A 26,673-nucleotide genomic window follows, 5' to 3' on the forward strand; every position below is an offset into this window, starting at 1 on the left:
TTCTTACTCCGCACCGACCGGTGACAGCGGTGGGACGGGCGGGACCCATGATGCGCCGGAGACCACCGCCGGTCAGGACTTCCAGGTGGCAACACCGCTTCCGGGCAGGTAACACGCCGAAAACTGACCGAAAGGACAGTCACCGACCGTAGCCTTTTCGCTTCGTGACGACTGTTCGTCGGACAGCCGACGGGGGTGGGCTAGTCGCACTCTTGGGTCATCCCCGTTCACCGTCCGTGAGGGTCACCGACCATGTCGCAGCTTCTGCCCGCCGCCCGGTCCGACGTCCCGACCAGCGCCCCGACGGCCCCGGCCGCGCCACCGGAGCCGGCCACCGCCACCACCGCCCCCGGGGCGCGTACCGCCGTGGTGGGCCTCGGTTACGTGGGCCTGCCGACCAGCCTGGCCCTGGTCGCCAGCGGCTCCCGGGTGATCGGGGTGGACATCTCACCGGACCGGCTCGACGACATCCGGGCCGGTCGCGCCGACCTGCTCGACGACGACCACGACCGACTCCGGGAGACGTTGCGGGCCACCGATCCCGCGCTGCGCCTCACCACCGCGGTCGGTGAGATCGCCGACGCCGACACGGTGCTGATCTGCGTACCCACGCCGGTCGACCGGCACCTCGCCCCCGACCTCGCCGCGTTGCGGGCGGCCTGCGCGGCGGTGGTCGCCCACGCCCGCCCCGGCCAGACCATCGTGCTCACCTCCACCAGCTACGTCGGCACCACCCGGGAGCTGCTGGTCGCGCCGCTGGCCGCCCGGGGCCTGCGGGTCGGGCAGGAGGTCTTCGTGGCCTTCGCCCCGGAACGGGTCGACCCCGGCAACGACCGGCACCGCCAGGAACTCACCCCCCGGGTCGTCGGCGGCACCACCCCGGACTGCACCGCACGGGCCGCCGCCGCGCTGTCCCGGATCACCCCCCTGGTGCACCGGCTCGGCTCCCCCGAGGCCGCCGAGATGACCAAGCTGCTGGAGAACACCTTCCGGGCGGTCAACATCGCCCTCGCCAACGAGTTCGCCGACCTCTGCCGGGACCTGCACCTGGACGTCACCGAGGTGATCGACGGGGCGGACACCAAGCCGTACGGGTTCATGGCCTTCCAGCCCGGCCCCGGGGTGGGCGGGCACTGCATCCCCTGCGACCCGCACTACCTGCTGTGGCAGGTACGCGGCCAACGCCGCGAGGCGCCCCTGATCGAGACCGCGATGCGGGGCATCGCCGCCCGCCCCCGCCGGGTCGTCGACCGGATCCGGGAACTGCTCGCCGGGGCCGGCCGCCCCCTGCTCGGCGCCCGGGTGCTGCTCGCCGGGGTGACCTACAAGCCCGGGGTGGCCGACGTACGGGAGTCCCCGGCGTTGGAGATCATCGGTGAGCTGGTCCGGGCCGGCGCGGACGTCGGCTTCGTCGACGAGCTCGTCGACACGGTCCGCACCCCCGACGGCCAGACCCTGCACCGGGTCGCCGACCCGGCCGACCGGGAGTGGGACCTGGTGGTCGTGCACACCCGCCAGTCCGGCCTGGACCAGGCGTGGCTGCGCGGGCAGCCGATGGTGCTCGACGCCACCTACCGGCTGGCCGGGCTGCCCCGGCGGGAGGTCGTCTGAGATGCCGGTGACCGCCCCCGTCCGGCGTGGCCTGCGCCGGCTGCTCACCGTGCTCGCGTTGCTGCCGCTGATCGTGCTGCTGGCCCGGCAACTGCCCCAGTTGCCGTACGCCCCGCTGCTGGCGTTCTACGGCTTCGCCGTGCTCACCGCCACCGTCGCCGTGTTCTACCTGGCCTACGCCCGCTACGTCGACCCCGCCGAGGCCCCGGCGCAGCCCCGGCACACCGCCTCCTTCCCGCCGCTGCCGCCGGCCCCGACGGTGAGCCTGCTGGTGGCGGTGAAGGACGAGGCGGACGGCATCGAGGCGTGCGTGCGGTCGATGACCGGCAGCGACGTCCGCCCGTTGCAGGTGATCGTGGTCGACGACGGCTCCACCGACGGCACCGCCGAGGTGCTCGACCGGCTGGCCGCCGAACTCCCGGTCACCGTGCTGCACCTGCCGCGCAACGTCGGAAAGAAGCGGGCCCTGGTGCACGCCGCCCGACACGCCACCGGCGACGTGCTCGCCTTCACCGACTCCGACTGCGTGCTCGCCCCGGACGCGTTGGGCCGCTGCGTCGAGGCCCTGCTGCGGCAACCCGACCTCGGCGCGGTCAGCGGCCACGCCCGCGCGCTGAACCCCGACGAGTCGCTGCTCACCCGGGTCCAGGACGTCTGGTACGAGGGCCAGTTCCGGGTTTCCAAGGCTGCCGAGGCGTCGTTCGGGGCGGTCACCTGCGTCTCCGGCCCGCTGGCGGTGTTCCGGCGGGAGGCGGTGCTCAACTACCTGCCCGCCTGGGCGGCCGACCGGTTCCTCGGCGGCGAGTTCCGGTTCGCCACCGACCGGCAGCTCACCGGCTACGTGCTGGGGCAACGCTGGATCGGCGACCGGCTCAAGGCGCGCTTCGCCGACTCGCCGTTCGTCCGCGACGAGGACCACCCGCCCCGCGCCTGGCGGGTCGGCTACGTGCGTTCGGCGAAGGTGTGGACCACCGTGCCGGCCCGGCTGCGGCCGTTCCTGCGTCAGCAGACCCGCTGGAAGAAAAGCTACGTGCGGAACCTGTTCTTCACCGGCACGTTCATGTGGCGGCGGGGGCCCGGCCCGGCCGCGCTCTACTACGGACACGCGCTGTGGGTGGCGCTGGCCCCGGCGATGGCCTTCTCCCACCTGGTCTGGGCGCCGCTGCGCGGCTGGTGGGCGGTGCCGCTGCTCTACCTGTGCGGGGTGCTGCTCAAGGGCACTGCGTGGGGGCTGGCCTACCGGCTGGACAACCCGGGTGACCCGCGCTGGGCGTACCGGCCGTTGATGAGCGTGCTCTCCGCCACCATGTTGTCCTGGTTGCTGCCCTGGTCGGTGGGGACGATCCGGCGTGGCGTGTGGTCGCGGAGCACGGTGTGAACGCCGGGCGGCGGTCGCTGAGCCGGCTGGCCCGGGTGGCGCTCACCCTCGCCGGGGCGGCGGTGCTGGTGCTGCTCTACGCGGTGGTCTTCTCCCGGGGCGAGGTGCTCCGGTGAGCCGGCTGTGGCCCCGCACGCTCGGCGGACTGCTGTCGCTGGTGACCCTGCTGGTGGTGGCGGCGCCCTTCGGGGTGTCCTGGTACCTGGCCGACCTGCGCCGTCACGTCAGCGGGCAGCACGACACCCCGGTCACCCGGGTCGACCCCGCCGACCTGCGCCGCTTCGCCGAGACGGCCGGGCGGCTGCCGGAGCGGGCCGCGCCGGTGGTGGTGGCCTACCACGACATCCGACCGCACGGCGACGACCCGGCGGCGACCACGCCGGGCGGCCGGGAACACTACGTGGTCACCCCGGAGGCGTTCGACGCCCAGCTCACCGCACTGCGCACCGCCGGCTACCGGACGATCTCCTCGGCCCAGTACGTCGACTACCTGCGCGGCGGCGAGGTGCCGGCCCGTTCGGTCTACCTCACCTTCGACGACGGCACCCGGGGCCTGTGGTCGTACGCCGACCCGATCCTGCGCCGGCACCGGATGGTGGCCGCCTCCTACCTGATCACCGGGCAGGTGGGCACCCACCGGCCGTACTACCTGAGCTGGGCGGAGATCGACCGGATGCGCCGCTCCGGCCGGTGGGACTTCCAGGCGCACACCCACGACCTGCACACCCGGGTGCAGACCGCGCCAGGGCGGCTCGGCTCCCCGCTGACCCACCGGCGGTGGGAGCCGACCACCGGCACCCAGGAGAGCCTGGCCGCCTACCGGCAGCGGCTGACCGCCGACTTCGATGCGATGTTCGCCGCGTTCACCACCCACGGGTTGCCCCGGCCGCGCCTGTTCGCGTACCCGTTCTCCGAGATCGGGGACGCGACGACCGACCCGCAGGCCGCCGCGTTCAGCCGCGACCTGATCGCCGCCCGGTTCGTCGGCGCGCTGACCAACAAGTCGCTCGCCCCGCAACCGGGCAGCCGCCGGTCGGCGGCCGACGGGCAGGTCGAGCGGGCCGAGGTGTACGCCACGACCGACGCCGCCGAACTGGTCAGCGCGGTCGTCGAACGCACGGGTGTGCCGGCCGGGGTGACCGACCCGTTCGCCCGCGCCTGGGACTGGCGCGACCAGCACGGCGAGCCGATGACCGACCTGTCCCCGCTGACCGGCGGCCGGTTCCCCGCCGACAGCCCCCGCCGCGCCTACGGCACCCTGCTCGCGTACGCCAGCGCGGACTGGACCGGCTACACGGCCGACGCCACGGTGCGTGGCCTGCGTGCCGACGGCGGCACGGTGACCGTGCTGGTCGGGGTGAACGGTGACGCCACGGTGTCGGTGCGGGTGGCCCACGGCCGGGTGGCGTTGCTGCGCGCCGGCCGGGTGGTCGCCGAGGCCGCGCTGGATCCGGCGGCCACCCACCGGCTCGCGGTCACCGTGCGCGACGGGGAGACGGTGGCCCGGGTCGACGGCGGCCCGGCCCTGCGGGTGGTCACGCCCACCGGGCCGGGGGCCACCGGCGGGCTGGCCGTCGCGATCGACGACGCGCAGGGGCGGCCCCACCCGTCGGTCGCCGCGCTCACCGTGACGGCCGTCGGGTGACCGCCGTGACCCGCCCGGCCGGCCGGGCGGGTCACGGCGGGAGCGGCGGTCACTCCCGCCAGCCGGCCAGGTCGACCCCCTTGCCGAGTTCGACCCGGAAACCGAGGGTGATCTCGCCGCTCTCGCCCGGGCCGAGCCGCAACCGCCAGGTCAGCTCGCCCAGCTCGGTACGCTCGTCCGGCGGCGGGGTCAGGGCGGCCTCCCGGACCGCCACCGCCTCGTCGCGGGAGACCGGCAGCTGGTCGTGGACCTCGACGGTCGCCGGCCTGGGGGTGTGGTTGGCCACGCTGATCCGGTACTCCACGTCCCGCCGCCGGGTGGAGCCGAGGGCGGCCCGGGTGTCGGCCCGCCGGGTCAGCTCCCGTTCCACCCGGACCCGGTCGTCCACCCCGAGCGCCAGCTCGGTCTCCTCGTCGGGCGCCCACGTCGGCAGCCGGGTGGCGGCGACGAAGTCGGCACCGTGGAAGACCGCCGCCGGGCCGGCGCGCAGGGTGTGCGCCGAGGTGTTGCGGACCGTCGCCCGCAGGTGCGCCTCGGCGGCCCGGACCGGCACGGTCACGTGGTCGAGGCGGACCGGCAGGTCCAGCACGGCGATGACGGCCCGGTAGGCGCTGCCGTCGGCGGGCACCGCCACCGGGCGGGCCGGCCGGTAGGTGGCCGCGGTGACCCCCTGCTCGACCTCGGCCACGCTTTCCCGCACCACGGGGCGCGGGGCGCCCGCGCGGGCCACCCCACCACCACCGGCCGGGGCGGCGGCGGGCGCGGGGGGCGGTGGTGCGCCGAAGCTCGCCGCCGTCCGGGGCACCGGCACCGGCCGGACCCGGTCGAGATACCAGGGCGACAACTCGGGTACGCCGGCAGCCGCCGCCGGCCGGGCGGTCGAGAGTTGCAGCGCGCACTGCGGCCAGTCTTCGCCGGTGTCCTGGGTGACCAGACCGAACCAGGTGACCGTCATGGTCTCCTCGACCAGCCGCAGGTCGTAGGAGGATTCCCAGCGTGCCCCGTCGACCAGGTAGCTCAGCTCCAGGTCCACGTCGGTGTCGTCGGCGTCCACCGCCACCGTCACCTCGGCGGCCAGCCGGTCCGGTTCCCGTTTGCCGTTCGCGGCGGCCAGCTCCCGTTCGACGGCCGCCAACTCCTCGGTCAGCTCGGTGCGCTGCCGGGCCAGCCCACGTCGACGGCGGTGGGACTCGGCGAGTTGGGCGGCCACCGCGTCGGCGAAGGTGGCCACGTCGGTCGGGGCGGTGTCACCGGCGGCCAGCGTGCGGGCGTACGTGCCGCCGGCCCGGTCGGCCAGCCGGGTGAGGAACTGTCGTCGCTGCGTCTCGACCTCGGCGTCGTCGTCGACCTCGGCCAGGGCGTCGGCCAGTTCCCGGGCCCGCCGGGTGAGCGCGTCGACCTGACCGTCGGTGCTGCGGGGCTGCCGCCAGGTGCTCACCTCCACCCCGAGGACGGTGACCGCGCCCCCGCCCCCGGTGCGCAGGGAGTCCCGGCGCAGCCGCAGCGGCAGGGGGGCGATCCGGATCCGGTGTTCCCCGGCGGTCAACCGGGTGCTCCCCCGGCGGGTGACCCGGGCCCGGTCCGGATAGACGGTGACCGCGACGACGGGTGCTTCGATCTCCACAGCGTCCACGGCGGCGAGGGTAGCCGGGGTGCGCTCGTGGCCCGCGCTGCCGGTCCGTGGCGGGAACCGCTTGATCGCGCTCGATCCCGGAGGTGGTCCCCTCCGTCGCGCGGCCGGATGCCACTACGACACGGATCGAGCGCGATCATGGCGGGGTCCGGTGGGCCCGGCCCGGCTACCCCGGGGGGAGGCAGACGATATCGAGGCGGCGGGGGCCGTGCACGCCCTCCACCCGGTTCAGCTCGATGTCGCTGGTCGCGGAGGGGCCGGAGATCATCGTCAGGGGGCGGGTGGGGTCGGGCAGCGCGATCACCAGGTCGGGCACGTCGGCCACGATCTGCGCGGCGCGGACCACGCAGACGTGGTGGTCGGGGACCAGGGTCAGCAACCGGCGGCCCTGGGCCGCGCCCCCGTCGAGGACCAGGGTGCCGGTCTCGGCGACGGCGAGTGCGCAGCCGGTGAGCACGGACAGGCCGGGGGCGTCCAGCTCGGTGGCGGTGAGCGTGTCGCCGGCCAGGGTGGGCGGGCCGAGCCGGGTGGTCCACTGCGGTGGTGTCCCGGGCGGCAGCACCACGGCGGTCGCCCCGGCGAGCAGGGTGGCGAGCAGCCCGGGCAGTTCCGCCGGGGTGCAGGGGTGCACCCCGGCGTGGTGGTCCCCGGCCCGGGCGACGAAGAGCGCGGTCAGCTCAGGAGTCATGGGTGCGGTGCCACCAGTCGCGGAAGGACTCCTCGGCGGGCAGTGGGGCGTCGCGGTGCGTCGTCCACGCCGACAGGGGCCACGGGGCGCGGCGCAGCCGCCCGTCGTGCCGCCGGCCCAGCACCCGCAGGGGCCGGCCGCCGGAGCGGGCCGCCCGCAGCGCCGCCCGCCACCGCCGACGGTCACGCATCGTCCAGGCGAGCCACGCCATCGCCACGCGTTCGGCGGCCGGCTTCGGCCCCGTCTGGCGCAGGTGGACCAGGATGGCCGGGATGTCGATCTTGACGGGGCAGACGTCGTAGCAGGCCCCGCAGAGCGTCGAGGCGTACGGCAGGGTCGCGTTGTGGCCGGCGTCCTGCCCGGTGAGCTGGGGCGACAGGATCGCCCCGATCGGCCCGGGATAGACCGAGCCGTAGGCGTGGCCGCCGACCCGCTCGTAGACCGGGCACACGTTCAGGCAGGCCGAGCAGCGGATGCAGCGCAACGCCGCCCGGCCCACCGGGTCGGCCGCCACCCGGCGTCGGCCGTTGTCCAGCAGCACGACGTGCAGCCGACGCGGCCCGTCGCCGGGGGTCACCCCGGTGAAGATCGAGGTGTACGGGTTCATCCGTTCGCCGGTCGACGAGCGCGGCAGCAGCCGCAGGAAGTCACCGAGATCGGCGAAGCGGGGCAGCAGCTTCTCCACCCCGACCACGGCGATCAGGGTGTCCGGCAGGGTCAGGCACATCCGGCCGTTGCCCTCGGACTCGACGACCACCAACGAGCCGGTCTCGGCCACCGCGAAGTTGGCCCCGCAGATCGCCACCCGGGCCGCCAGGAAGGTACGCCGCAGATAGTCCCGGGCGGCACCGGCCAGCACCGCCGGATCGTCCGAGTCGGCGTGGAAGCCGGGCATCCGCCGGGCGAACAACTCCCGGATCTGCCCCCGGTTGTAGTGGATCGCCGGCACCAGGATGTGCGACGGGGTGTCGTCGGCGAGTTGGACGATCAGCTCGGCCAGGTCGGTCTCCACCGCCGTCACCCCGGCCGCCGCCAACGCCTCGTTGAGGCCGATCTCCTGGGTCGCCATCGACTTGACCTTCACCACCTGGTCGACGCCCTGCGCCCGGACCAGGTCGGTGACCACCGCGTTGGCGGCGGCGGCGTCCGTGGCGTGGTGCACGGTCGCCCCGGCGGCGGTGGCCGCCCGCGTGAACCGGTCCACCAGCTCGGGCAGCCGGTCGAGCACGTCGTCCTTGACCCGGGCCGCCCGGTCGCGCAGCTGCTCCCAGTCGGGCACCTCGGCCACCACCGCGGCCCGCTTCTCCCGGATGGTGCGGGTGGCCCGGCCCAGGTTGGCCCGTAGTTGGGCGTCGCGCAGCGCACCGGCCGCCGCCCGGGGGAACGGGGTGACGGCCACGATGGGCAACTGCCGGCCCGGCGGGGGGTGTCGGGTGCTCATCCCACCGCTCCGGCCCCGGTCGCGGCGAGGATCTCGGCGTAGTGGACGGGTCGCGGGGCGCCGGGCCGGCGGGCCAGACCACCACCGATGTGCGCCAGGCAGGAGCTGTCGGCGGCGGCCAGGTAGTCGGCCCCGGTGGCCACCGCGTGGGCGCACTTGTCGGCGAGCATGGCACCGGAGACGGCGGCGTTCTTGAGCGCGAAGGTGCCCCCGAAGCCGCAGCACTGCTCCGGCTCGGGCAGGCCCAGCAGTTCCAGGTCACGCACCGCGCCGAGCAGCCGCAGCGGCCGGTCGCCCAGCCGCAGCATCCGCAGCCCGTGGCAGGTCGGGTGATAGGTGACCCGGTAGGGGAAGCGGGCCCCCACGTCGGTGACCGCGAGCACGTCCACCAGCAGCTCCGACAGCTCGTACACCGGCAGTCGGGTGTGCGCCCGCAGGTGGGCCACGCAGGAACCGGACGGGGAGACGACGACGTCGTGGCCGGCGAACGCCGCCTCGGTGCTCTGCTCCAGCGCGCGGGCCGGGCCCGGATAGCCGGTGTTGGCGTGCAACTGGCCGCAGCAGCTCTGCCCGGCGGGAAAGGTCACGGTGTGGCCGAGCCGCTCCAGCACCGTCACGGTGGCGATGCCGACGCGCGGGAAGAGCGCGTCGTTGAGGCAGGTGACGAACAACGCGATGCGCACCGTGCCCCCTCACCGCTCCCGGCCGCGATCGAAGAAATCGTATATGATCTATGGCGTCCGGTGCGAGGTGCGATGTGCTGCGGTCCCGGCGGCCGGGCGGGCGGCTGGCCCGCCGATCGCCACGGCACACCGGCCCCGGTGGACGTCCGGTGCGGGTGGGGCGTCCGCCGGTCCCTGTCGCCCGTGCTACGAGGTGCCGAGATGACGGATTTCCACGGTCTGGTGGCGGCGGTCACCGGCGGCGGTTCGGGCATCGGCGCGGCGGTCGCCGACCTGCTGGCCGCGCGTGGGGCCCGGGTCGCCGTCCTCGACCGCGACCCCGGTGCGGGCGGCGGGCACCTGCGGCTCACCGCCGACGTCACCGGCCCGCTGGACGGGGTCATGGACCGGGTCGCCGCGACCCTGGGCGGTCTCGACGTGCTGGTGAACTGCGCGGCGGTCAGTGCGGTGGGGGCGGTGGAGGCCGCTGACGACGCCGAGTGGCACCGCTGCCTCGACGTCAATGTCGTCGGGGTCGCCCGGGCCTGCCGGGCCGCCCTGCCCCACCTGCGGCGTTCGACCAGCGCCGCCATCGTCAGCATCACCTCGATCGCGGCGACGGCGGGGCTGGTCGACCGGGCCGTCTACTCCGCCACCAAGGGTGCGGTGCACGCACTCAGCCTGGCCATGGCCGCGGACCTGGTGGGCGACGGCATCCGGGTGTGCACGGTGGCGCCGGGCACGGTGGACACCCCGTGGGTGACCCGGCTGCTCGCCGGGGCCGGGGACCCGGCCGCGGAGAAGCGCCGGCTCGCCGCCCGGCAGCCCACCGGCCGGCTGGTCACCGCCGACGAGGTCGCCCAGGCGGTGGCCTTTCTCGCCTCCCCGCTGTCGGGGGCGACCACCGGCACCGCGCTGGCCGTCGACGGCGGCATGTCGGGCCTGCGGCTGGTCCGCTGATCCGGGCGGACGGCAGGGCCACCCGGGCAGCGGTCGCCGGCTCCCGTCGGGCCGGTGCCCGCTCCCGTGGGGCTGGCGCCCGGCTCCCGTCGGACCGGTGCCCACTCCCGTCGGGCCGGTGCCGGCCCGTCAGAATCGCCGGCAGCGGCTCCCCGCCGCCGGTCAGGCCGCCGCCATGGTGACCCGTTGCCGGCCCAGCCCGTCCACCTCGACCTCCACCACGTCACCGGGCCGCAGGTAGGGGAACCGGCCGGACAGGGCCACCCCCTCCGGCGTACCGGTGTTGATCACGTCACCGGGGTCGAGCACCGTGTACTGCGACAGGTGCCAGATCAGGTACGCCACATCGAAGACCATGTCCGAGGTGCGGGAGTCCTGCCGGGGCTCGCCGTTGACCCAGGAACGCAACCCGAGATCCTGCACGTCGGCGATCTCGTCCGGGGTGACCAGCCACGGGCCGAGCGGCTGGAAGGTCTCACAGGACTTCCCCTTGGACCACTGGCCACCGGAGTCACGCAGCTGGAAGTCGCGCTCGGACACGTCGTTGGAGACCAGGTAGCCGGCGACGTGGGCGAGGCTCTGCGCGGGCGACTCCAGGTAGCGGGCCCGCCCGCCGATGACCACGGCCAGCTCGACCTCCCAGTCGGTGGCGGTCGCGCCCCGGGGCACCAGCACGTCGTCGTACGGGCCGACCACCGTGTTGGGTGCCTTGTAGAAGATGATCGGGGTCTCGGGCGGGGCGGCACCGGACTCGGCGGCGTGCGCGGCGTAGTTCTGCCCCACGCAGAGCACCGCGCCGGGCCGGGCCACCGGCGGACCGACCCGCAGGCCGGTGACGTCCACCTCCGGCAGGTCGCGGGCCGCCCGGACCCGGGCCGGGCCGTCGGAGGCGAGGAAGGCGGCGTCGATGTCCGTGGTGAGCGGGGACAGGTCGTAGTGCCGGCCGTCGGCGTGCAGCACCGGCCGCTCCGCGCCGGCCGGGCCCACCCGCATCAGTTTCATCCGGTCCCCCTCCACTGACGACAGTGCACGCTATCCTGCCCGATGCCACTGCGACCGGGGACGAGGCACACATGGATCCGCAACCCAGCACGGGGTTACGGCAGGCGGTACGCACGGGTGCGCTGGTCCTCGCGGGCCTGCTGACGGCGACCGGTTGTTCGGGCACCGCCGAGCCCGTCGCCGCGAGGTCGGCCGGGGCGTCGCCGCCACCCCCCGACCCCGCCGTGCCGCGGTTGGACAAGCCGACGACGGTGCTGGGCACCTGGAACGAGTCGCTCGACCGGCGACTGACCATGGTCGCCCAGAGCACCATGTCAGGGCTCAAGCCGCTGCTCGACGGTGAGCCGGGCAGCGCGGTGGGCACCGCCTACATCCCGGTCAAGGAGGAACACTCGGCCGAACTCGGGCTGTACCGACCCGGCGACCGTCGGGTCGTCCTGCTCAGTGGGGTCTCCGGCACGGTCCCCGACCCCGAGCGGGCCCTGGACCAGATCTTCGCCCGGCTCACCGCCATCACGGATGTGACGCCGGTGCCCCCGGGGCCGGTCGGTGGGTCCGCCCGCTGCGGGCACGGCCGCAGCGGGGGTGTCTGGTTCGACGTCTGCGCCTGGGCCGACCGGCACACGCTCGGTGTGGTCCACCTCGCCGACTTTCCGCAGACCGCCCAGCCGCAGGAGATCTTCCGGCAGATCCGGGCCCAGACCGAGCACGCCGCGCCCTGAACCACGCCCACCGGCGGCACCACGGTCGGCGGCCCGACCCCAGCAGCAGTCGCCGGCCGGACTGCGACGCCCGGGGTTGCCGGCCGGACTGCGACGCCCGGGGTTGCCGGCGGCTCCCCGACCTGCCCGGGGCCGGGAGATCGGGGAGCCGCCGGCCGCCCGGTCAGCTGGACGTGGTGGCGGGTTCCCCGGCACCGGCCTCCGGTCCGACGGCGACCGGGGTGGCCTGCCGGTCGGCCAGGTGCCGACGCAGTGACCAGGTCACCGCGGCCACCCAGAGCACCACGACGATCAGGTAGCTGGCGTAGCGGACGGCGTCCGGCGCACCGATCCAGTCGCTGCGCAGCAGGGTCCGGATGTTGGTCAGGACGATGACCCCCCCGACGGCGGAACCGAGCACGCGGGGCGGGACCAACCGGACGAGCCAGGCGGCGATCGGCGCGGCGATCATGCCGCCGAGCAGCAGCGCCCCCACCCAGCCGAAGTTGATGTTCTCCGAGCCGATGCCGACCAGGAAGCCCAGGCTCGCGGCGACCGCCACCAGGAACTCGCTGGTGTCGATCGAGCCGATCACCCGGCGGGGCTCCAGTCGGCCGCTGGCCAGGATCGCGGGCGTGCCGACCGGGCCCCAGCCCCCGCCACCGGTGGCGTCGACGAAGCCGGCGACGAGCCCCAGCGGCCCGAGGAAACGCTTGCGCAGGGGCAGCCCGACCCGGTCGCGGGGCAGCCCGGCGACGGTGAACCGGATCAGCACGTAGAGGCCGAGGGTGAGCAGGATCAGCGACATGATCGGGGCCGCGGTCGCGGTGGAGAGGCTGGACAGGAAGGTCGCGCCGGCGAACGCCCCCACGGCGCCCGGCACACCGACCCGGCGGACCACCGTCCAGTCGACGTTGCCGAACCGCCAGTGCGCGGCACCCGAGACCAGGGTGGTGCCGATCTCGGCCAGGTGAACGGTCGCCGAGGCGCTGGCCGCGCCTGTGTTGAGGGCCAACAACAATGTGGTGGATGTCACGCCGTACGCCATCCCGAGGCTGCCGTCGACCAGTTGCGCACCGAGGCCGACGAGGGCAAGAAGAAGCAGGCTACGCACAATTACCGCCGATCCGGAAGGTGAATGGGGAAAGTCGGCCCGGCTAGGGCGGATCACCGTGGCGGTGACGGACGTCCCGGCTGGTCGGGGCCTGTACGGGGGTGGGCACCGCTGGCGGAATCCCCCGCAGATCGCTTGCGCCGACCCGCAGGAGGGGGATCGGCAGACAGCGCGTGAAACGTTCGTTAAGTGAGTACGTCGACTGTCGTCAAAGCTTGGCGTTTGACCAGCCCAGAGCCGTTATCGGCGACACCGGCGGGGCATCTTCGCGCGGCCGGTGGTCACCGCCGAGGTCAGCGGCGATGGGCGAGGCGGGAGCCCGGGTGACCGACACCCCGCCCCCGACCAGGGATTCTAATGATCGAAGCCAATCTCACCTCGCCTCACGAATGCCATATCAAATCGATGGGTAATGACGGCAAGAATGCCGATACGGATCTTTAATGTTCACCGCAATCCATGGCAAGGCCCGTTCCACATCGTGGGATGCGCGGCGAGTTGATCTCCGCTACCAGGAGGTTCTCGATCAGCAGAAAACAGTTTGGAAATAAACCCGCAAATGAACTGGCAACTCACCGTGGCACGATCTGGCGACAGCGTCGACTCACCGGCCGACATTTTGCCTGGTGACCCCGAGGGCATATCCGGTAGCCTTGGTAGGAAATCTTCACCGCGGCGGCTCCGACGGTTGGATTTAACCGGGATGTAACTGAGCCACACTAGATTGTGACTCAGCGCGACATTGACTGCCGCAAATCAGAACCGCGCTCGCTGGCGTTCGGCCGGCAGATCCCCCCGTCACCACGCGATCCTTCGCGACCGAAGTGGGAGCCCGATGAGTAGCGCACCGTACACGCGTGACCTGATCCTGGTCGTCAATCCTGTCGGCGTCCTGGAACCCGGCCCACGGATCACGGCCGCCACCACCGCCGGTGGTGGGCGCGGCATCATCGACCTGGCCGCCGGCGACGACTGGTCGTTACGGGCACTCACCCGGGCGGCGAACTGGTCGGCCGACCCGATCGGCATCCGGGTGCCCGCCGGCTGCCGGGCCACCCCCGCCGACGTGGCACGCGCCGCGGCCGGCCGGGTGGATCTGGTCGTGGTCGAGCCGGCGAGCCCGTGGCCGCTTGCCGAGATCACCGGGCACCACCGGGTGCTCGTGGAGGTCACCAGCCGGGCCGAGGCGCACGCCGCAGCGGCGGCCGGGGCACACGGGCTGATCGCCCGGGGAATGGAGGCCGGCGGCCGGGTCGGCGAGCTCAGCTCGTTCGTCCTGCTCCAGCAGCTCGTCGCCGACGACACCCTCGACCTGCCGGTCTGGGTGGCCGGCGGGATCGGCCCGCGGACCGCCGGCGCCTGCCTGGTCGGCGGCGCGGCCGGCGTCGTCCTGGACACCCAGCTCGCCCTGATGCCCGAGTCGGAACTCCCGGCCGACGTCCAGGCCGTGATCCGGCGGATGGACGGCTCGGAAACCGTGCTGCGCGACGGGGTCCGGGGCATCCGCCGGGGCGGGCCGCACCAGGCCGACGCCGAACTGCTCCCCGTCGGCCAGGACGGCTGGCTGGCCGCCGCCTTCGCCGACCGCTGGCCGGACACCGCCGCCGCCGTACGCGGCATGCGCGCGGCGATGCTCGACGCCGTCGACGGCCCGGACGCCGCCGACCTGCTCCAACCCGGTGCGCCCCTGGCCGAGGCCCTCGGGGTGCGGGTGCCCGTCGCCCAGGGCCCGATGACCCGGGTCAGCGACGAGGCCGCCTTCGCCGCCGCCGTCGCCGACGGCGGCGCGCTGCCGTTCATCGCGCTCGCCCTCAACTCCGCCGACCAGTGCCGCCGGATGCTCACCGAGACCGCCGCCCAGCTCGGTGACCGCCCGTGGGGCGTCGGGGTGCTCGGTTTCGCCCCCGAGGAGCTGCGCGCCGCCCAACTGGCGGTCATCCAGGAGATCCGGCCCGCCTGCGCGATCATCGCCGGTGGCCGCCCACCGCAGGCCCGCGCCCTGGAGGAGCAGGGGATCAGCACCTTCCTGCACGTGCCCTCCCCCGGCCTGCTGCGCCAGTTCCTGCGCTCCGGCGCCCGTAAGTTCATCTTCGAGGGCGCCGAGTGCGGCGGGCACGTCGGACCCCGGGCGAGCTTCCCGCTGTGGGAGGCCCAGCTCGCGGTGCTCGACGAGCACCTCGACACCGACCCGGCCGCCGGCGCCCAGCTCCAGGTCTTCTTCGCCGGTGGGGTGCACGACGCCCGGTCGGCCGCGATGGTCGCCACGATGGCCGCGCCGCTGGCCCGCCGGGGCGCCCGGGTCGGCGTCCTGATGGGCACCGCCTACCTGTTCACCGCCGAGGCCGTGACCCACGGCGCGGTCCAGCCGTTGTTCCAGCGTGAGGCGCTCACCGCCGAGCACACCGCGCTGCTGGAGACCGCCCCCGGGCACGCCACCCGCTGCCTGCACACCCCGTTCGTCGACGACTTCCACCAGTTGCGCAACCAACTGGAGGGCGCCGGGGCGGAGAACCGCGAAGTGTGGGAACAGTTGGAGCTGCTCAACGTCGGCCGGCTGCGGATCGCCAGCAAGGGCCTGCGCCGCTCCGGCGACGTCGTCGAGTCCGTCGACGAGAGCGTCCAGGCCAGCGACGGCCTGTTCATGGCCGGCCAGGTCGCCGTACTGCGCAACACCGCCACCACCGTCGCCGCGCTGCACGACGAGGTGACCACCGAGGTACGCGGCTTCCACGCCGACCGGCTCGACGCGCTGCGGGCCCGGCTCACGCCGCCGACCGCCGACCTCGACGAGTCGCCCGCCCCGCTGGACATCGCCATCGTCGGGATGGCCTGCATGCTGCCCGGCTCCCCCGACCTGGACAGCTTCTGGCGTACCGTGCTCAGCGGTGTCGACACCGTCACCGAGGTGCCGGCCGACCGCTGGGACACCGACCACTACTACGCCCCCGAGGTCGGTCCGGGGCAGACCGGCCGGATCAGCGTCTCCAAGTGGGGCGGGTTCATCGACCCGGTGCCCTTCGACGCCATCGGCTACGGCATTCCGCCGGCCGCGCTGAGCAGCATCGACCCGACCCAACTGCTCGCCCTGGAGGTCTCCCACCGGGCGCTGGTCGACGCCGGTTACGCCTACGACGCCCCCGGCGCGGACCACGCCCGCACCGGCGTGGTCTTCGGCGCGGAGGCCGGCAGCGACATGGGACACGCGCAGACCCTGCGCACCATGCTCCCGGCGTACCTCGGTGAGGTGCCCGAGCAGATGCAGGAGCTGCTGCCCACGGTCACCGAGGACAGCTTCCCCGGCGTGCTGGCCAACGTGATCGCCGGCCGGGTCGCCAACCGGCTCGACCTGGGCGGGCCCAACTACACCATCGACGCGGCCTGCGCCTCGTCCCTGGCCGCGATGGACGCCGCGTGCAAGGAACTGGTCGCCGGGGACAGCGACCTGATGATCTGCGGCGGAGCCGACCTGCACAACGGGGTCAACGACTACCTGATGTTCACCTCGGCGCACGCGCTGTCCCCCACCGGCCGGTCGCGCCCCTTCGACAGCACCGGTGACGGGATCGCCCTCGGCGAGGGCGTCGCCTGCGTCGTACTCAAACGGCTGGCCGACGCCGAACGCGACGGCGACCGGATCTACGGCGTGATCAAGGGGCTCGGCGGGGCCAGCGACGGGCGGGCCCTCGGCCTGACCGCGCCGCGCCCCGACGGGCAGCGCCGGGCCCTGGACCGGGCCTACCACCGCACCGGCATCTCCCCCCGGGAGGTCGGGCTGGTCGAGGCGCACGGCACCGGCACGGTGGTCGGCGACCGCACCGAACTGGAGACGCTGACCCGGATGTTCGTCGAGTCCGGCGCCGAACCGGGCAGCTGCGCGCTCGGCTCGGTGAAGTCCCAGATCGGGCACACCAAGTGCGCCGCCGGCCTGGCTGGGCTGATCAAGGCGACGCTCGCCCTCTACCACGGCGTCCGGCCCCCCACCATCCATCTGGAACGACCCAACCCGGCCTGGCACCCGCAGCAGAGCCCGTTCGCGTTCTTCACCGAGGCCCGCCCGTGGCCGGTGCCGGCCGCCGAGCGGATCGCCGGGGTCAGCGCCTTCGGCTTCGGCGGCACCAACTTCCACGTCGTGCTCAGCGCCTACCCCAACGCGGCGGAACCCCGGCACGCGCAACGGATCTGGCCGGCGGAGCTGTTCTGCTTCCGGGGCACCGACCGGGCCGCCGCCCACCAGGGCGTCCGGCAGCTGCTGGAGAGCCTGGCCGCCGACGGGACCGGCAACCGGTCGGGTCGGCTGGCCGAGCTGGCCGCGTCGGTCGCCGCCAAGGCCGCCAACCGGCCCGGGACGACCCAGGTCGCGGTGGTCGCCCGCGACCTGGCCGAACTGGAGACCCTGCTGCACCGGGCGCTGGCCGGCGAACACGACCCGGTCCGGGGCCTGGTCCAGCCGACCGGGGTCGACCCGGTCGGGCCCGGTCAGCTGGCGTTCCTCTTCCCCGGCCAGGGCAGCCAGCGCCCCGGCGCGCTGGCCGAACTCTTCGTCGCCTTCCCCGAGCTGCGGCACTACCTCGAACTCGACCCGGCCGCCGCGGAGCTGCTCTTCCCGCCGGCCGCCTTCGACCAGGACTCCCGCCGCGCCCAGGACGACCGGGTACGCGACACCCGGACCGCCCAACCGGTGCTCGGCATCGGCGGTCTGGCCATGGACCACCTGCTGCGCAGGCTCGGGGTCCGCCCCGACATGACCGCCGGCCACAGCTACGGCGAACTCGTCGGCCTCTGCGTCGCCGGGGCGTTCGACGCGGCCACCCTGCTCGACCTGAGCCGGGAACGGGCGGCGGCCATCCTCGGCGCGTGCGGTGAGGACCCGGGCACCATGGCGGCCGTCACCGCCACCGCCGACCAGGTCGCCCAGGTGCTCGCCGGGGCCGGCCTGACCAGCGAGGTGGTGCTGGCCAACCGGAACGCGCCGCAGCAGGTGGTGGTCTCCGGCCCGACGGCGAAGGTACGGGCGGCGGTGGTCGCGCTCAAGGAGGCCGGCCTGTCGGCCCGGACCATCCCGGTGGCCTGTGCCTTCCACAGCCCGGTGGTCGCCGGGGCGGTGGAGACCTTCGCCGAGGTGCTCGCCGCCCGGCCGATCGCCGAGCCCCGGATCCCGGTCTGGTCGAACCTGACCGCCGCCCCGTACTCCGGTGACGCCGGCCAGGTCCGGCACCACCTCGCCGAGCAGATCGGCGCACCGGTGCGCTTCGTCGAGCAGGTCGAGGCGATGTACGCCGCCGGCGCCCGCCTCTTCGTCGAGGTCGGCCCCGGTCAGGTGCTCAGCCGGCTGGTGCAGGCGGTCCTCGGCGACCGGCCGCACCGGACCGTCGCCTGTGAACGCGGTCCGTCCGACGGGCTACGCGGATTCCTGATCTCGGTGGCCGAACTCGCCTGCGCCGGCGCACCGGTCCGCCCCGACTGGCTCTTCCACGGGCGGGTCGCGGACGACACCACCACCACCGCTCCGAGTCGTCGTCCGCTGTGGACGGTCGACGGTCAACTCGTCCGGGACCAGCACGGCAACTGTCTTCCCGGTGGCATGACCCCACCCCGACGGATCAAGGAGTTGTCGATGACCCCCGCCAACGGCACCGCCACCACCCCCGGCACCGCCACCGGCACCGTCCGCGCCCCCGAACCGGTGACCGTCCGCGAAGTCCGGACCGTCACCGTCCCCGAGCCGGCGGCCGTCCGGGACATCCGGGGCGAGCTGCTCAGCGAATACCTGCGCACCACCCGCGAGATGATCGCCACCCAACGCGACGTGATGCTCGCCTTCCTCGGCGACTCCGGTGACGGCGGCGGTCGGGTGGGCGGGCAGCCCACCGAGACGTACCGGGTCGAGCAGTACCCGGCGCTGCCGGCCGGCCCGGCCCCGACGCCCACCCCGGCCCCGGTGCCCGCCCCGGCGGCGACGCCCGTGGCGACGCCCCGACCCTCGGTGACGCCGGCGGTGGCTCCGCCTCCCACCCCGACCCCCCGGGCCGTGGCGGCTCCGGCAGCGATGCCCGCCGTGGCGGCGTCGAACGGCGGCACGGCGCTGGCCACCGCGCCGGTGATCGAAAGGCCCGCGCCGGTCACCCCGGACCTCGTGCCCTCCTTCCCCACGGTCGGTGGTGTCGTCCCGGCTGCCGCCCCGGCGGGCGTGGTCGTGGCTCCGGCCGGGCCGGGCATCGCCGAGTTCCAGCAGGCGATCCTGGCGGTGATCAGCGAGCGCACCGGCTACCCCGTCGACCTCATCGAACTCGACCTCGACCTCGAAGCCGACCTCTCCATCGACTCCATCAAACGCGCCGAAGTCGCCGGCGAGGTCGCCCAACGCCTCTCCCTCAGCGTCGAAGGCGACGAGAGCGAACTCGAAGACCTCGTCAAGGCCCGCACCGTCCGCGCCATGGTCACCTGGCTCGACGAGAAGATGAGCGGCACGGTCACCGCCACCGCCACCCTGACCGCCGCGCTGCCCTCCGGCGACCAGGTCGGCGTGACCGCAGCGGACTTCCAGCAGGCGATCCTGGCGGTGATCAGCGAGCGCACCGGCTACCCCGTCGACCTCATCGAGCCCGACCTCGACCTCGAAGCCGACCTGTCCATCGACTCCATCAAACGCGCCGAAGTCGCCGGCGAGGTCGCCCAACGCCTCTCCCTCAGCGTCGAAGGCGACGAGAGCGAACTCGAAGACCTCGTCAAGGCCCGCACCGTCCGGGCCATGGTCACCTGGCTCGACCAGAAGATGAGCGGCACCATCCACGTCTCGTCCACCACGACCGGCCCGCTGGCGGCCACCCCCGCCGGGGCGCTCCCCGCCGCCCCGGTGGCGCTGCCCGCCGCCGCCCCGGCCGGGCCGGTCGCGCCCGCCGGTGCCAGCCTCGCGGACTTCCAGCAGGCGATCCTCACCGTCATCAGCGAGCGCACCGGCTACCCCGTCGACCTCATCGAACTCGACCTCGACCTCGAAGCCGACCTCTCCATCGACTCCATCAAACGCGCCGAAGTCGCCGGCGAGGTCGCCCAACGCCTCTCCCTCGCCGTCGAAGGCGACGAGAGCGAACTCGAAGACCTCGTCAAGGCCCGCACCGTCCGCGCCATGGTCACCTGGCTCGACCACAAGATGAGCGCCACCGTCACCGTCACCCCGACGGTCGCCGTCGCCGCCGCACCGCCCGCCCCGGCGACCGTCGCCGCACCGGCCGCCGTCGCCGCCCCGCCCGCCGCACCGCCCGCGCCGACCGAGGTCGGGGTGGGGATCGCACCGAAGCGACTGGTCGCCCGGGAGAGCACCCAGGCCGGCCAGCAGCTCGACCCCGCCACCACGCTCACCGGAATGCGCTTCCTGATCACCGGGGGCGGCCCGGTCGGGGCGTACCTGGCCGAACTGCTCGGGGCCCACGGTGCCGGCGGCCAGCTGGGAGTGCTCGACAGCGAGCAGGCCGACCAGGGGTTCGACGGGGTGCTGGTGCTCGACGGGTTGACCAACCTCGACGAGCCGCTGCTGCCCGACGTGTTCCCGCTGTTGCAGCGGGCCCTGGCCGCCGGGCCGCGCTGGCTGCTCGCCGCCGGGGCACAGGACGTCACCGGCGCGGCCGACGGCATGCCCGGCCTGTTCCGCACGATCGCCCGGGAGTACCCGGGGCTGACCGCCCGCTTCGTGGCGGTCGACCCGGCCGCGTCGCCGGAGGTCCTCGCCCGGCAACTCCTCGACGAACTGCTCACCGCCTCCGACGCCCCGGTGGTCGCCCGACGCGGCACCGACCGGTACGTCGCCGACCTGGTCCCGGTCGAACTGGGCGCGCTGGCCGCCGGGGGTGCCGGACCGGCCGGTGACGGGGTCTCCGAGGCGGCCGCGATCGGCCTGGAACGCGACTCGGTGGTGGTGCTGATCGGTGGGGCGCGGGGCATCACCCCGTGGTTCGCCCGGGCGCTCGCCTCCGCCACCGGCTGCCGCATCGAACTGGTCGGCCGTACCCCGTTGCCGACCGGCCCCCAGGACCCGGAGCTGGCCGCCGCCACCGACCGCGCCGCGCTCGTCGGTGTGCTGGCCCGGCGCGGGTCGTCCTCGCCGGCCGAGATCTCCCGCACCGCGCAGGCGATCCTGGCGGCCCGGGAGGTGACCGCGACCATCGCCGAGCTGACCGAGCTGGGCGGTGAGGTCCGCTACCACGCCCTGGACGTCCGGGACGCGGCGGCGACCAGCGCGCTGCTGGCCGGCATCCACGCCGAGTACGGCCGCCTCGACGGCGTGGTCTACGCCGCCGGGATCATCGAGGACAAGCTGATCGCCGAGAAGGACCCGGCGTCGTTCACCCGGGTCTTCGACACCAAGGTCGACGGGGCGCGGGGCCTGCTGGCCGGCCTCGACGCGCTGCCCACCGCGCCACGGTTCCTGGTCTTCTTCGGCAGCATCGCCGCCGCCTACGGCAACCGGGGCCAGGCCGACTACGCGGCGGCCAACGACGCGCTGGACGCCATCGGCACCCGGTACGCCGCCCGGACCGGGGTGCGCTGCGTGACCGTCCACTGGGGTCCGTGGGCCCCGGGCGTCGGCCACGGCGGCATGGTCACCGCCGAACTGAGCCGGGAGTACGCCCGGCGCGGCATCGGCCTGATCGACCCGGAGGAGGGCGCGCTGGCCCTGCTGCGCGAGCTGGCCTGGGCCGACCCGTCGGTCACCTCGGTCGTCTACACCGCCTCCGGGTGGTGAGGGTGTCGATGCCTCGTCCCGCCCCCACCCGCCCCATCCGTCGGAGGAACCGATGAACAACGGCGCCGCTGCGCCCGGCCAGATCGCGATCGTCGGGATGGCCGCCCTGATGCCCTCCGCCGGTGACCTGGAAAGCTACTGGCGCAACCTGATCGGCGGGGTCGACGCGATCACCGACGTCCCCGCGCACCGTTGGGACGAGGAGTTCTACGACCCGGAGCAGTCCCACCGGGCCGACCGGATGTACTGCCGGCGCGGCGGGTTCGTCGACGAGTACGCCACCTTCGAGCCGCTGCGGTTCGGGGTGATGCCGGCCTCCGTCGGCGACATCGAGCCGGACCAGCTGATCACGCTGGAGGTGGCCGCCGCGGCGATCGACGACGCGGGCGGCGGCGACCGGCTCCCGGCCCGCGACCGGATCGGCGTGATCCTCGGCCGGGGTGGCATCCTCAGCCCCGCCCAGGCCCGCTACGCCCAGCGGGTGCGGATGTCCAGCCAGGTCGTCAGCATCCTGCGGGAGCTGATCCCCGATGTCGACCCGGCCCGGTTGGAGCTGCTGCGCAAGAAGTTCGACGAGCGGCTCGGGCCGTACCAGCCGGAGGGGACGATCGGTCTGGTGCCCAACCTGGCCGCCTCCCGGGTGGCCAACCGGCTCGACCTGCGCGGCCCGGCGTACACCATCGACGCCGCCTGCGCCTCGTCGCTGATCGCCGTCGACCAGGGCATCACCGAGCTGGTCAACGGTCGGCTCGACGCGGTGCTCGCCGGTGGCGTGCACCACGTCCACGACATCAGCTTCTGGTCGGTGTTCAACCAGCTCCGGGCGTTGTCCCGGCAGGGGGAGATCCGGCCGTTCGACGCCGCCGCCGACGGCCTGCTGATCGGCGAGGGCACCGGTGTGGTGGTGCTCAAGCGGTACGCCGACGCGGTGCGCGACGGCGACCGGGTCTACGCGGTGATCCGGGGCAGCGGGGTGTCCAGCGACGGCAAGTCGGCGAGCATGTTCAACCCGGCGGTCTCCGGTCAGGTGCTGGCGATCCGCCGGGCCTGGGAGGCCGCCGGGCTCGACCCGACCGCCCCCGACGCGTTGGGGCTGCTGGAGGCGCACGGCACCGGCACCCCGACCGGGGACGCCGCCGAGCTGACCACGGTGGCGGAGGTGTTCGGCCCGTACACCGGTGGGCCGCGTCCGGTGATCGGCTCGGTGAAGTCGATGATCGGGCACACCATGCCGGCCGCCGGGGTGGCCGGCCTGATCAAGGCCGCGCTCGCCGTGCACCGGGGGGTGCTGCCGCCCACCCTGCACTGCGAGACGCCGCGCAAGGAGATGGCGGCGACCCGGTTCGCGCCGATCGACACCGCCCGGCCGTGGGAGAGCGACGGGCCGCGCCGGGCCGGCGTCAACGCGTTCGGGTTCGGTGGGATCAACGCCCACCTGATCATCGAGCAGGCCCCGGTGTCGGTGGGCGAGCCGGTGGTGGGGCTGACCGCCCCGGCCGCCGGCCGGGCCGTCGTCGACGAGCCGGACCAGGTGCTCTGGCTGGCCGCGTCGGACCCGGCCGGGCTCGCCGACCTGCTGGACCGCGACGACCAGGAGGTACGCCGGATCGGCGTCGAGCTGGCCGCCCGCTCCGGCGGGGAGGCCCCGCCGCAGACCCGGCTGGGCATCGTCAACCCGACGGACAAGCTGCTCGCGGTGGCCCGCAAGACGGTTGCCCGGGGGCAGGCGTGGCGGGGCGGGCGGGACATCTGGTTCAGTCCCCGGCCGCTGCTCGGCCCGGGGGCGGGCAAGCTCGCCTTCGTCTTCCCCGGCCTGGAGGCGGAGTTCGCCCCCCGCACCGCCGACCTGGCCGCCCACTTCGGCCTGCCGGACCGCGAGTGGTCCGCCGCCGACCTGGGCCGGCACGGCGCCGGCCTGATCGAGGTGGGCAAGCTGCTCGACGACGCCCTGGCCCGGATGAGCGTACGACCCGACGCGGTCGCCGGGCACAGCATCGGCGAGTGGACCGCCGCCGCGGTCAGCGGCCAGATCAGCACCGCCGCGATGGACGAGTTCCTCGACCTGTTCAACGCCGACTCGGTGGAGGTCTCCGGCTACGTCTTCGCCGCCGTCGGGGCCGGCGCGGACCGGGTCGCCCCGCTGCTCGGCGACTACCCGGGGGTGGTCCTGTCGCACGACAACGCTCCGGCGCAGTCGGTGGTCAACGGGCCGGAGCCGCAGGTCGACCGGCTCGTCGAGGCGCTGCGTACCCGCAACATCCTGTGCCAGAAGCTGCCGTTCCGGTCGGCGTTCCACACCCCCGCCTTCGCCGACGGGCTCACCTCGATCGGTGCCGCCCTGGGCCGCTGGGAGGTGCACCCGACCCGGATGCCGGTCTGGTCGGCGACCCTGCACGCGCCGTTCCCCGCCGACGAGGAGGAGGTCAACCGGATCTTCGTCCGGCACATGATGGAGCCGGTCTGGTTCCGGCAGACCGTGGAGGCGATGTACGCCGCCGGGTTCCGGGTGTTCCTCCAGGTCGGCGCGGGGCAGCTCGCCTCGCTGATCGGGGACAACCTGCGCGGGCGCGACCATCTGGCGATGCCGGTGAACACCGCGCACCGCAGCGGGTTGAACCAGCTGCGCCGGGTCGCCACCGCCCTGTGGGTGGAGGGGGCCTCCCCGGATCTGGGCGCGCTGACCCCGGCCGATCGGACGGCGGCCACGACGCAGCGCCGTACCCCGGATGCGGCCGGCACCGACGGCCCGGCGAAGCCCGGGGTGGGCACCGGCCGACGCGGTCCCCGGATGAAGCTCGACCTCGGCGGGCCGCTGGTCCGCCTCGGCGCGGACGCCGCCGGCCTGCTCGGCGTGACCGCGTCGCAGGACGCTCCGCTGTCCACCCCGGGCAACGGAAACGGCGCGGCCCGGCCGGCCGTGGTGCCCGCCACGGTCACCCGGCCGACCGCCGTGCCCGCTGCGGTCACCCGGCCGACCACGGTCACCCCGCCGGCTGCCGTGCCCGCTGCGGTCACCCGGCCCGCCGCCGCACCGCCGCCGGTCACCGCACCGCCGCCGGCCGTGGCACCGACGGCCGCACCGGTCCCGGTCGCCCGGGTGGCCGGACAGCCGGCCGCCGCCACGCCGGCCGGTGCTCCGGCCGCCGCGCTGGACGCGCTGAACCGGCTCTCCGGCGGTTCCAGCGCCGCCGCCGAACTCGCCGCCCTGCTGCGGGAGAACACCCGGGGCACGGCCGACGCCCCGACGGCCACCGGTGGCAACGGCACCGCGACGTCGGCCCGACCCGCGACCGCCCCCACCGGGCGGCCACCCACCACGCCGACCGGGATGCCGCCCACCACGCCGATGGCGAAGACGCCCACCGTGCCGACGGCGCAGACCGCCACCGTGCCGACCGGCAACCGGCCGGTGACGCCGGCCGCCCCGGTCCGCCCGGCGACCGTCGCAGCGGTCGGCGCGGAGATCGGTCGGATCACCCGGCGGATCTCCCTGGAAACCATGCCCTACCTGCTGGACCACTGCTTCTTCGTGCAGCCCGACGACTGGCCGGACCCGGAGGACCGGTGGCCGGTGGTGCCGGCGACCGCCCTGGTCGCGCACATGATGGAGGCCGTGGAGCAGCTGGTGCCCGGCGTCCCGGTGGTGGCGGTGCACGACGCCAAGTTCAACCGGTGGCTGATCGCCGAACCGGCCACCGACGTGGAGATCGTGGTCCGCGCGGCCGGCCCGAACCGGTACGCGGTCGCCTTCGCCGGGTACGCCCGGGCGACCATCGAGGTCGGCACGGCGTACCCGACGCCGCCGCCGGTCTGGACCCACGACCCGGCCACCGAACGCCCGCCCACCCTCGGCGCCGCCGAGATGTACGCGGAGCGGCTCATGTTCCACGGCCCGCAGTTCCAGGGCGTGACCGAGGTGCACGCGCTCGGCGACATGCACGTACGCGGCATCGTCACCGCACCGGTGCCCCCGGGTGCGCTGCTGGACAACGCCCTGCAGCTCATCGGCAACTGGCTGATCACCACCCAGCCGTTCCGGACCGTCGCGCTGCCGGTCGGTCTCGGCCAGGTGCGGTTCTACGGTCCGCCACCGCCGGCCGGTCGGGCGTTCGAGTGCGTCGCCCGGGTCCGCGTCATCGACGACGGCAAACTCGTCGCCGACACCCAGCTCAGTTACCAGGGCCGGGTGTGGTCGGAGATCGAGGGGGCGGTGGACCGGCGGTTCGACAGCCACCCGCAGGCCCGGGTCGCGGAACGGTTCCCCGAGCGGCACCCGATGTCGCTGTTGCAGCCCGAGGGCTGGACGATGGCCTTCGACTGCTGGACCGACCTGGTCACCCGGGGCATGGCCGCCCGGGGCATCCTCGGCGGGGCCGCCTACGCCGAGTACGAACGGCACCCGGCCAAGACCCGCAAGCAGTGGATGCTGGGTCGGATCGCGGCCAAGGACGCGGTGCGGGCCCGGCTCTGGGAGGACGGCCACACCGACATCTACCCGATCGAGCTGACCGTCGGCAACGACCCCGACGGCCGGCCGTGGGTGCGTGGGCGGCCCGGCCGGGGCCTCGGCGACTGTGACGTCTCGCTGGCGCACTGCGCGGAGATCGGGGTGGCGATCGCCCGCCGCCGGGCACCCGACGCGGTGCCCGGGTCCCCCGGCGTCGGCATCGACGTCGCGGAGGTCACCGAGCACCCGGAGAGCACCTTCACCTTCGCCCTCACCCCGGCCGAGCTGACCCTGCTGACCTCCCTCGCCGGCACGGACGTCGAGGCCCGGCGGTTGTGGTTCACCCGGTTCTGGGCGGCCAAGGAGGCGGTCGCCAAGGCCGAGGGCACCGGGCTGGACGGCTCGCCGCGCCGGTTCCGGGTCTACTCGGCCACCGACGTCGGGATGACCGTCCAGATCGGCGGACGGGCCTACCGGGTCGGTCACCGGGACGTGGCCAACCCCGAGGACCTCCCGCCGCGCCGTTACGTCGTGGCCTGGACCTGGGGGCCGGAGCCGGCACCCGCCACCCCGCCCGGGGTGTCCCGGCCGTGACCCGGCACCCGGTGCGCAGCACCGCCCAACCCATCCGATCAGCAGAAGGAGCAACGA

Annotated in this window: 13 protein-coding genes; 7 read left to right on the forward strand and 6 right to left on the reverse strand. The window is 74.5% G+C overall.

Annotated features, from left to right (window positions below):
- Nucleotides 1-252 precede the first annotated feature (252 nt).
- The 3 genes from ACQP2H_RS18485 to ACQP2H_RS18495 all read left to right on the forward strand — a co-directional run bounded on the left by ACQP2H_RS18485 (nt 253) and on the right by ACQP2H_RS18495 (nt 4,634).
- Nucleotides 253-1,611 (forward strand): nucleotide sugar dehydrogenase, encoded by a 1,359-nt coding sequence (locus tag ACQP2H_RS18485; RefSeq protein WP_363822772.1) that lies wholly within the window; start codon nt 253-255, stop codon nt 1,609-1,611.
- A gap of 1 nt (nt 1,612) precedes the next feature.
- The gene (locus ACQP2H_RS18490) at nt 1,613-2,989 is read left to right on the forward strand and encodes a glycosyltransferase family 2 protein (RefSeq protein ID WP_357534247.1); all 1,377 of its coding nucleotides are present in this window, start codon (nt 1,613-1,615) and stop codon (nt 2,987-2,989) included.
- A 112-nt stretch (nt 2,990-3,101) separates the two neighbouring features.
- Nucleotides 3,102-4,634, forward strand: coding sequence for a polysaccharide deacetylase family protein (locus ACQP2H_RS18495; RefSeq protein WP_219462948.1), 1,533 nt, complete (start codon nt 3,102-3,104; stop codon nt 4,632-4,634).
- A gap of 49 nt (nt 4,635-4,683) precedes the next feature.
- Here the strand turns inward: ACQP2H_RS18495 and ACQP2H_RS18500 are convergent, their stop codons facing one another.
- The 4 genes from ACQP2H_RS18500 to ACQP2H_RS18515 all read right to left on the reverse strand — a co-directional run bounded on the left by ACQP2H_RS18500 (nt 4,684) and on the right by ACQP2H_RS18515 (nt 9,079).
- Nucleotides 4,684-6,267, reverse strand: coding sequence for a DUF4139 domain-containing protein (locus tag ACQP2H_RS18500; RefSeq protein WP_363822776.1), 1,584 nt, complete (start codon nt 6,265-6,267; stop codon nt 4,684-4,686).
- A 166-nt stretch (nt 6,268-6,433) separates the two neighbouring features.
- The gene (locus tag ACQP2H_RS18505) at nt 6,434-6,955 is read right to left on the reverse strand and encodes a LutC/YkgG family protein (RefSeq protein WP_219462952.1); all 522 of its coding nucleotides are present in this window, start codon (nt 6,953-6,955) and stop codon (nt 6,434-6,436) included.
- Nucleotides 6,945-8,396: a lactate utilization protein B gene (locus ACQP2H_RS18510; protein ID WP_219462954.1), complete on the reverse strand. Its 1,452-nt coding sequence runs from the start codon at nt 8,394-8,396 to the stop codon at nt 6,945-6,947. The genes ACQP2H_RS18505 and ACQP2H_RS18510 overlap by 11 nt, the downstream gene beginning before the upstream one ends.
- A complete protein-coding gene (locus tag ACQP2H_RS18515; RefSeq protein WP_208566784.1) occupies nt 8,393-9,079 on the reverse strand; it encodes a (Fe-S)-binding protein in 687 nt (228 codons plus the stop codon). Before ACQP2H_RS18515 ends, ACQP2H_RS18510 begins: the two co-directional genes overlap by 4 nt.
- Before the next feature lie 201 nt (nt 9,080-9,280).
- Here ACQP2H_RS18515 and ACQP2H_RS18520 point away from each other — a divergent pair, with 201 nt between their 5' ends.
- Nucleotides 9,281-10,018 carry an SDR family NAD(P)-dependent oxidoreductase gene (locus ACQP2H_RS18520; protein WP_219462955.1) on the forward strand — a complete coding sequence of 246 codons (738 nt, stop codon included), beginning with the start codon at nt 9,281-9,283 and terminating at the stop codon, nt 10,016-10,018.
- A gap of 162 nt (nt 10,019-10,180) precedes the next feature.
- On the opposite strand, the gene ACQP2H_RS18525 is transcribed toward ACQP2H_RS18520, so the two are convergent.
- The gene (locus ACQP2H_RS18525) at nt 10,181-11,020 is read right to left on the reverse strand and encodes a fumarylacetoacetate hydrolase family protein (RefSeq protein WP_219462958.1); all 840 of its coding nucleotides are present in this window, start codon (nt 11,018-11,020) and stop codon (nt 10,181-10,183) included.
- Between the two features lie 71 nt (nt 11,021-11,091).
- Here ACQP2H_RS18525 and ACQP2H_RS18530 point away from each other — a divergent pair, with 71 nt between their 5' ends.
- A complete protein-coding gene (locus ACQP2H_RS18530) occupies nt 11,092-11,742 on the forward strand; it encodes a hypothetical protein (RefSeq protein WP_219462961.1) in 651 nt (216 codons plus the stop codon).
- A gap of 163 nt (nt 11,743-11,905) precedes the next feature.
- Here ACQP2H_RS18530 and ACQP2H_RS18535 read toward each other — a convergent pair whose 3' ends face one another.
- Nucleotides 11,906-12,835, reverse strand: coding sequence for a sulfite exporter TauE/SafE family protein (locus tag ACQP2H_RS18535; RefSeq protein WP_208566788.1), 930 nt, complete (start codon nt 12,833-12,835; stop codon nt 11,906-11,908).
- A gap of 835 nt (nt 12,836-13,670) precedes the next feature.
- Here ACQP2H_RS18535 and ACQP2H_RS18540 point away from each other — a divergent pair.
- Nucleotides 13,671-21,575: an SDR family NAD(P)-dependent oxidoreductase gene (locus ACQP2H_RS18540; RefSeq protein WP_357534235.1), complete on the forward strand. Its 7,905-nt coding sequence runs from the start codon at nt 13,671-13,673 to the stop codon at nt 21,573-21,575.
- A 52-nt stretch (nt 21,576-21,627) separates the two neighbouring features.
- On the forward strand, nt 21,628-26,616 hold the full coding sequence (locus tag ACQP2H_RS18545) for a beta-ketoacyl synthase N-terminal-like domain-containing protein (RefSeq protein ID WP_433228227.1): 4,989 nt from the start codon (nt 21,628-21,630) through the stop codon (nt 26,614-26,616).
- Nucleotides 26,617-26,673 lie beyond the last annotated feature (57 nt).

The sequence above is a fragment of the Micromonospora sp. CA-248260 genome, from assembly GCF_050942205.1.
GTDB classification, from domain to species: Bacteria; Actinomycetota; Actinomycetes; order Mycobacteriales; family Micromonosporaceae; genus Micromonospora; species Micromonospora antibiotica.

Excerpts from the sequence above, each read along its gene's own strand:
- ACQP2H_RS18530 (WP_219462961.1), top strand. The coding sequence starts at position 11,092 with ATGGATCCGCAACCCAGCACGGGGTTACGGCAGGCGGTACGCACGGGT.
- ACQP2H_RS18505 (WP_219462952.1), bottom strand. The coding sequence starts at position 6,955 with ATGACTCCTGAGCTGACCGCGCTCTTCGTCGCCCGGGCCGGGGACCAC.
- ACQP2H_RS18545 (WP_433228227.1), top strand. The coding sequence starts at position 21,628 with ATGAACAACGGCGCCGCTGCGCCCGGCCAGATCGCGATCGTCGGGATG.
- ACQP2H_RS18485 (WP_363822772.1), top strand. The coding sequence starts at position 253 with ATGTCGCAGCTTCTGCCCGCCGCCCGGTCCGACGTCCCGACCAGCGCC.
- ACQP2H_RS18540 (WP_357534235.1), top strand. The coding sequence starts at position 13,671 with ATGAGTAGCGCACCGTACACGCGTGACCTGATCCTGGTCGTCAATCCT.
- ACQP2H_RS18525 (WP_219462958.1), bottom strand. The coding sequence starts at position 11,020 with ATGAAACTGATGCGGGTGGGCCCGGCCGGCGCGGAGCGGCCGGTGCTG.
- ACQP2H_RS18490 (WP_357534247.1), top strand. The coding sequence starts at position 1,613 with ATGCCGGTGACCGCCCCCGTCCGGCGTGGCCTGCGCCGGCTGCTCACC.
- ACQP2H_RS18510 (WP_219462954.1), bottom strand. The coding sequence starts at position 8,396 with ATGAGCACCCGACACCCCCCGCCGGGCCGGCAGTTGCCCATCGTGGCC.
- ACQP2H_RS18520 (WP_219462955.1), top strand. The coding sequence starts at position 9,281 with ATGACGGATTTCCACGGTCTGGTGGCGGCGGTCACCGGCGGCGGTTCG.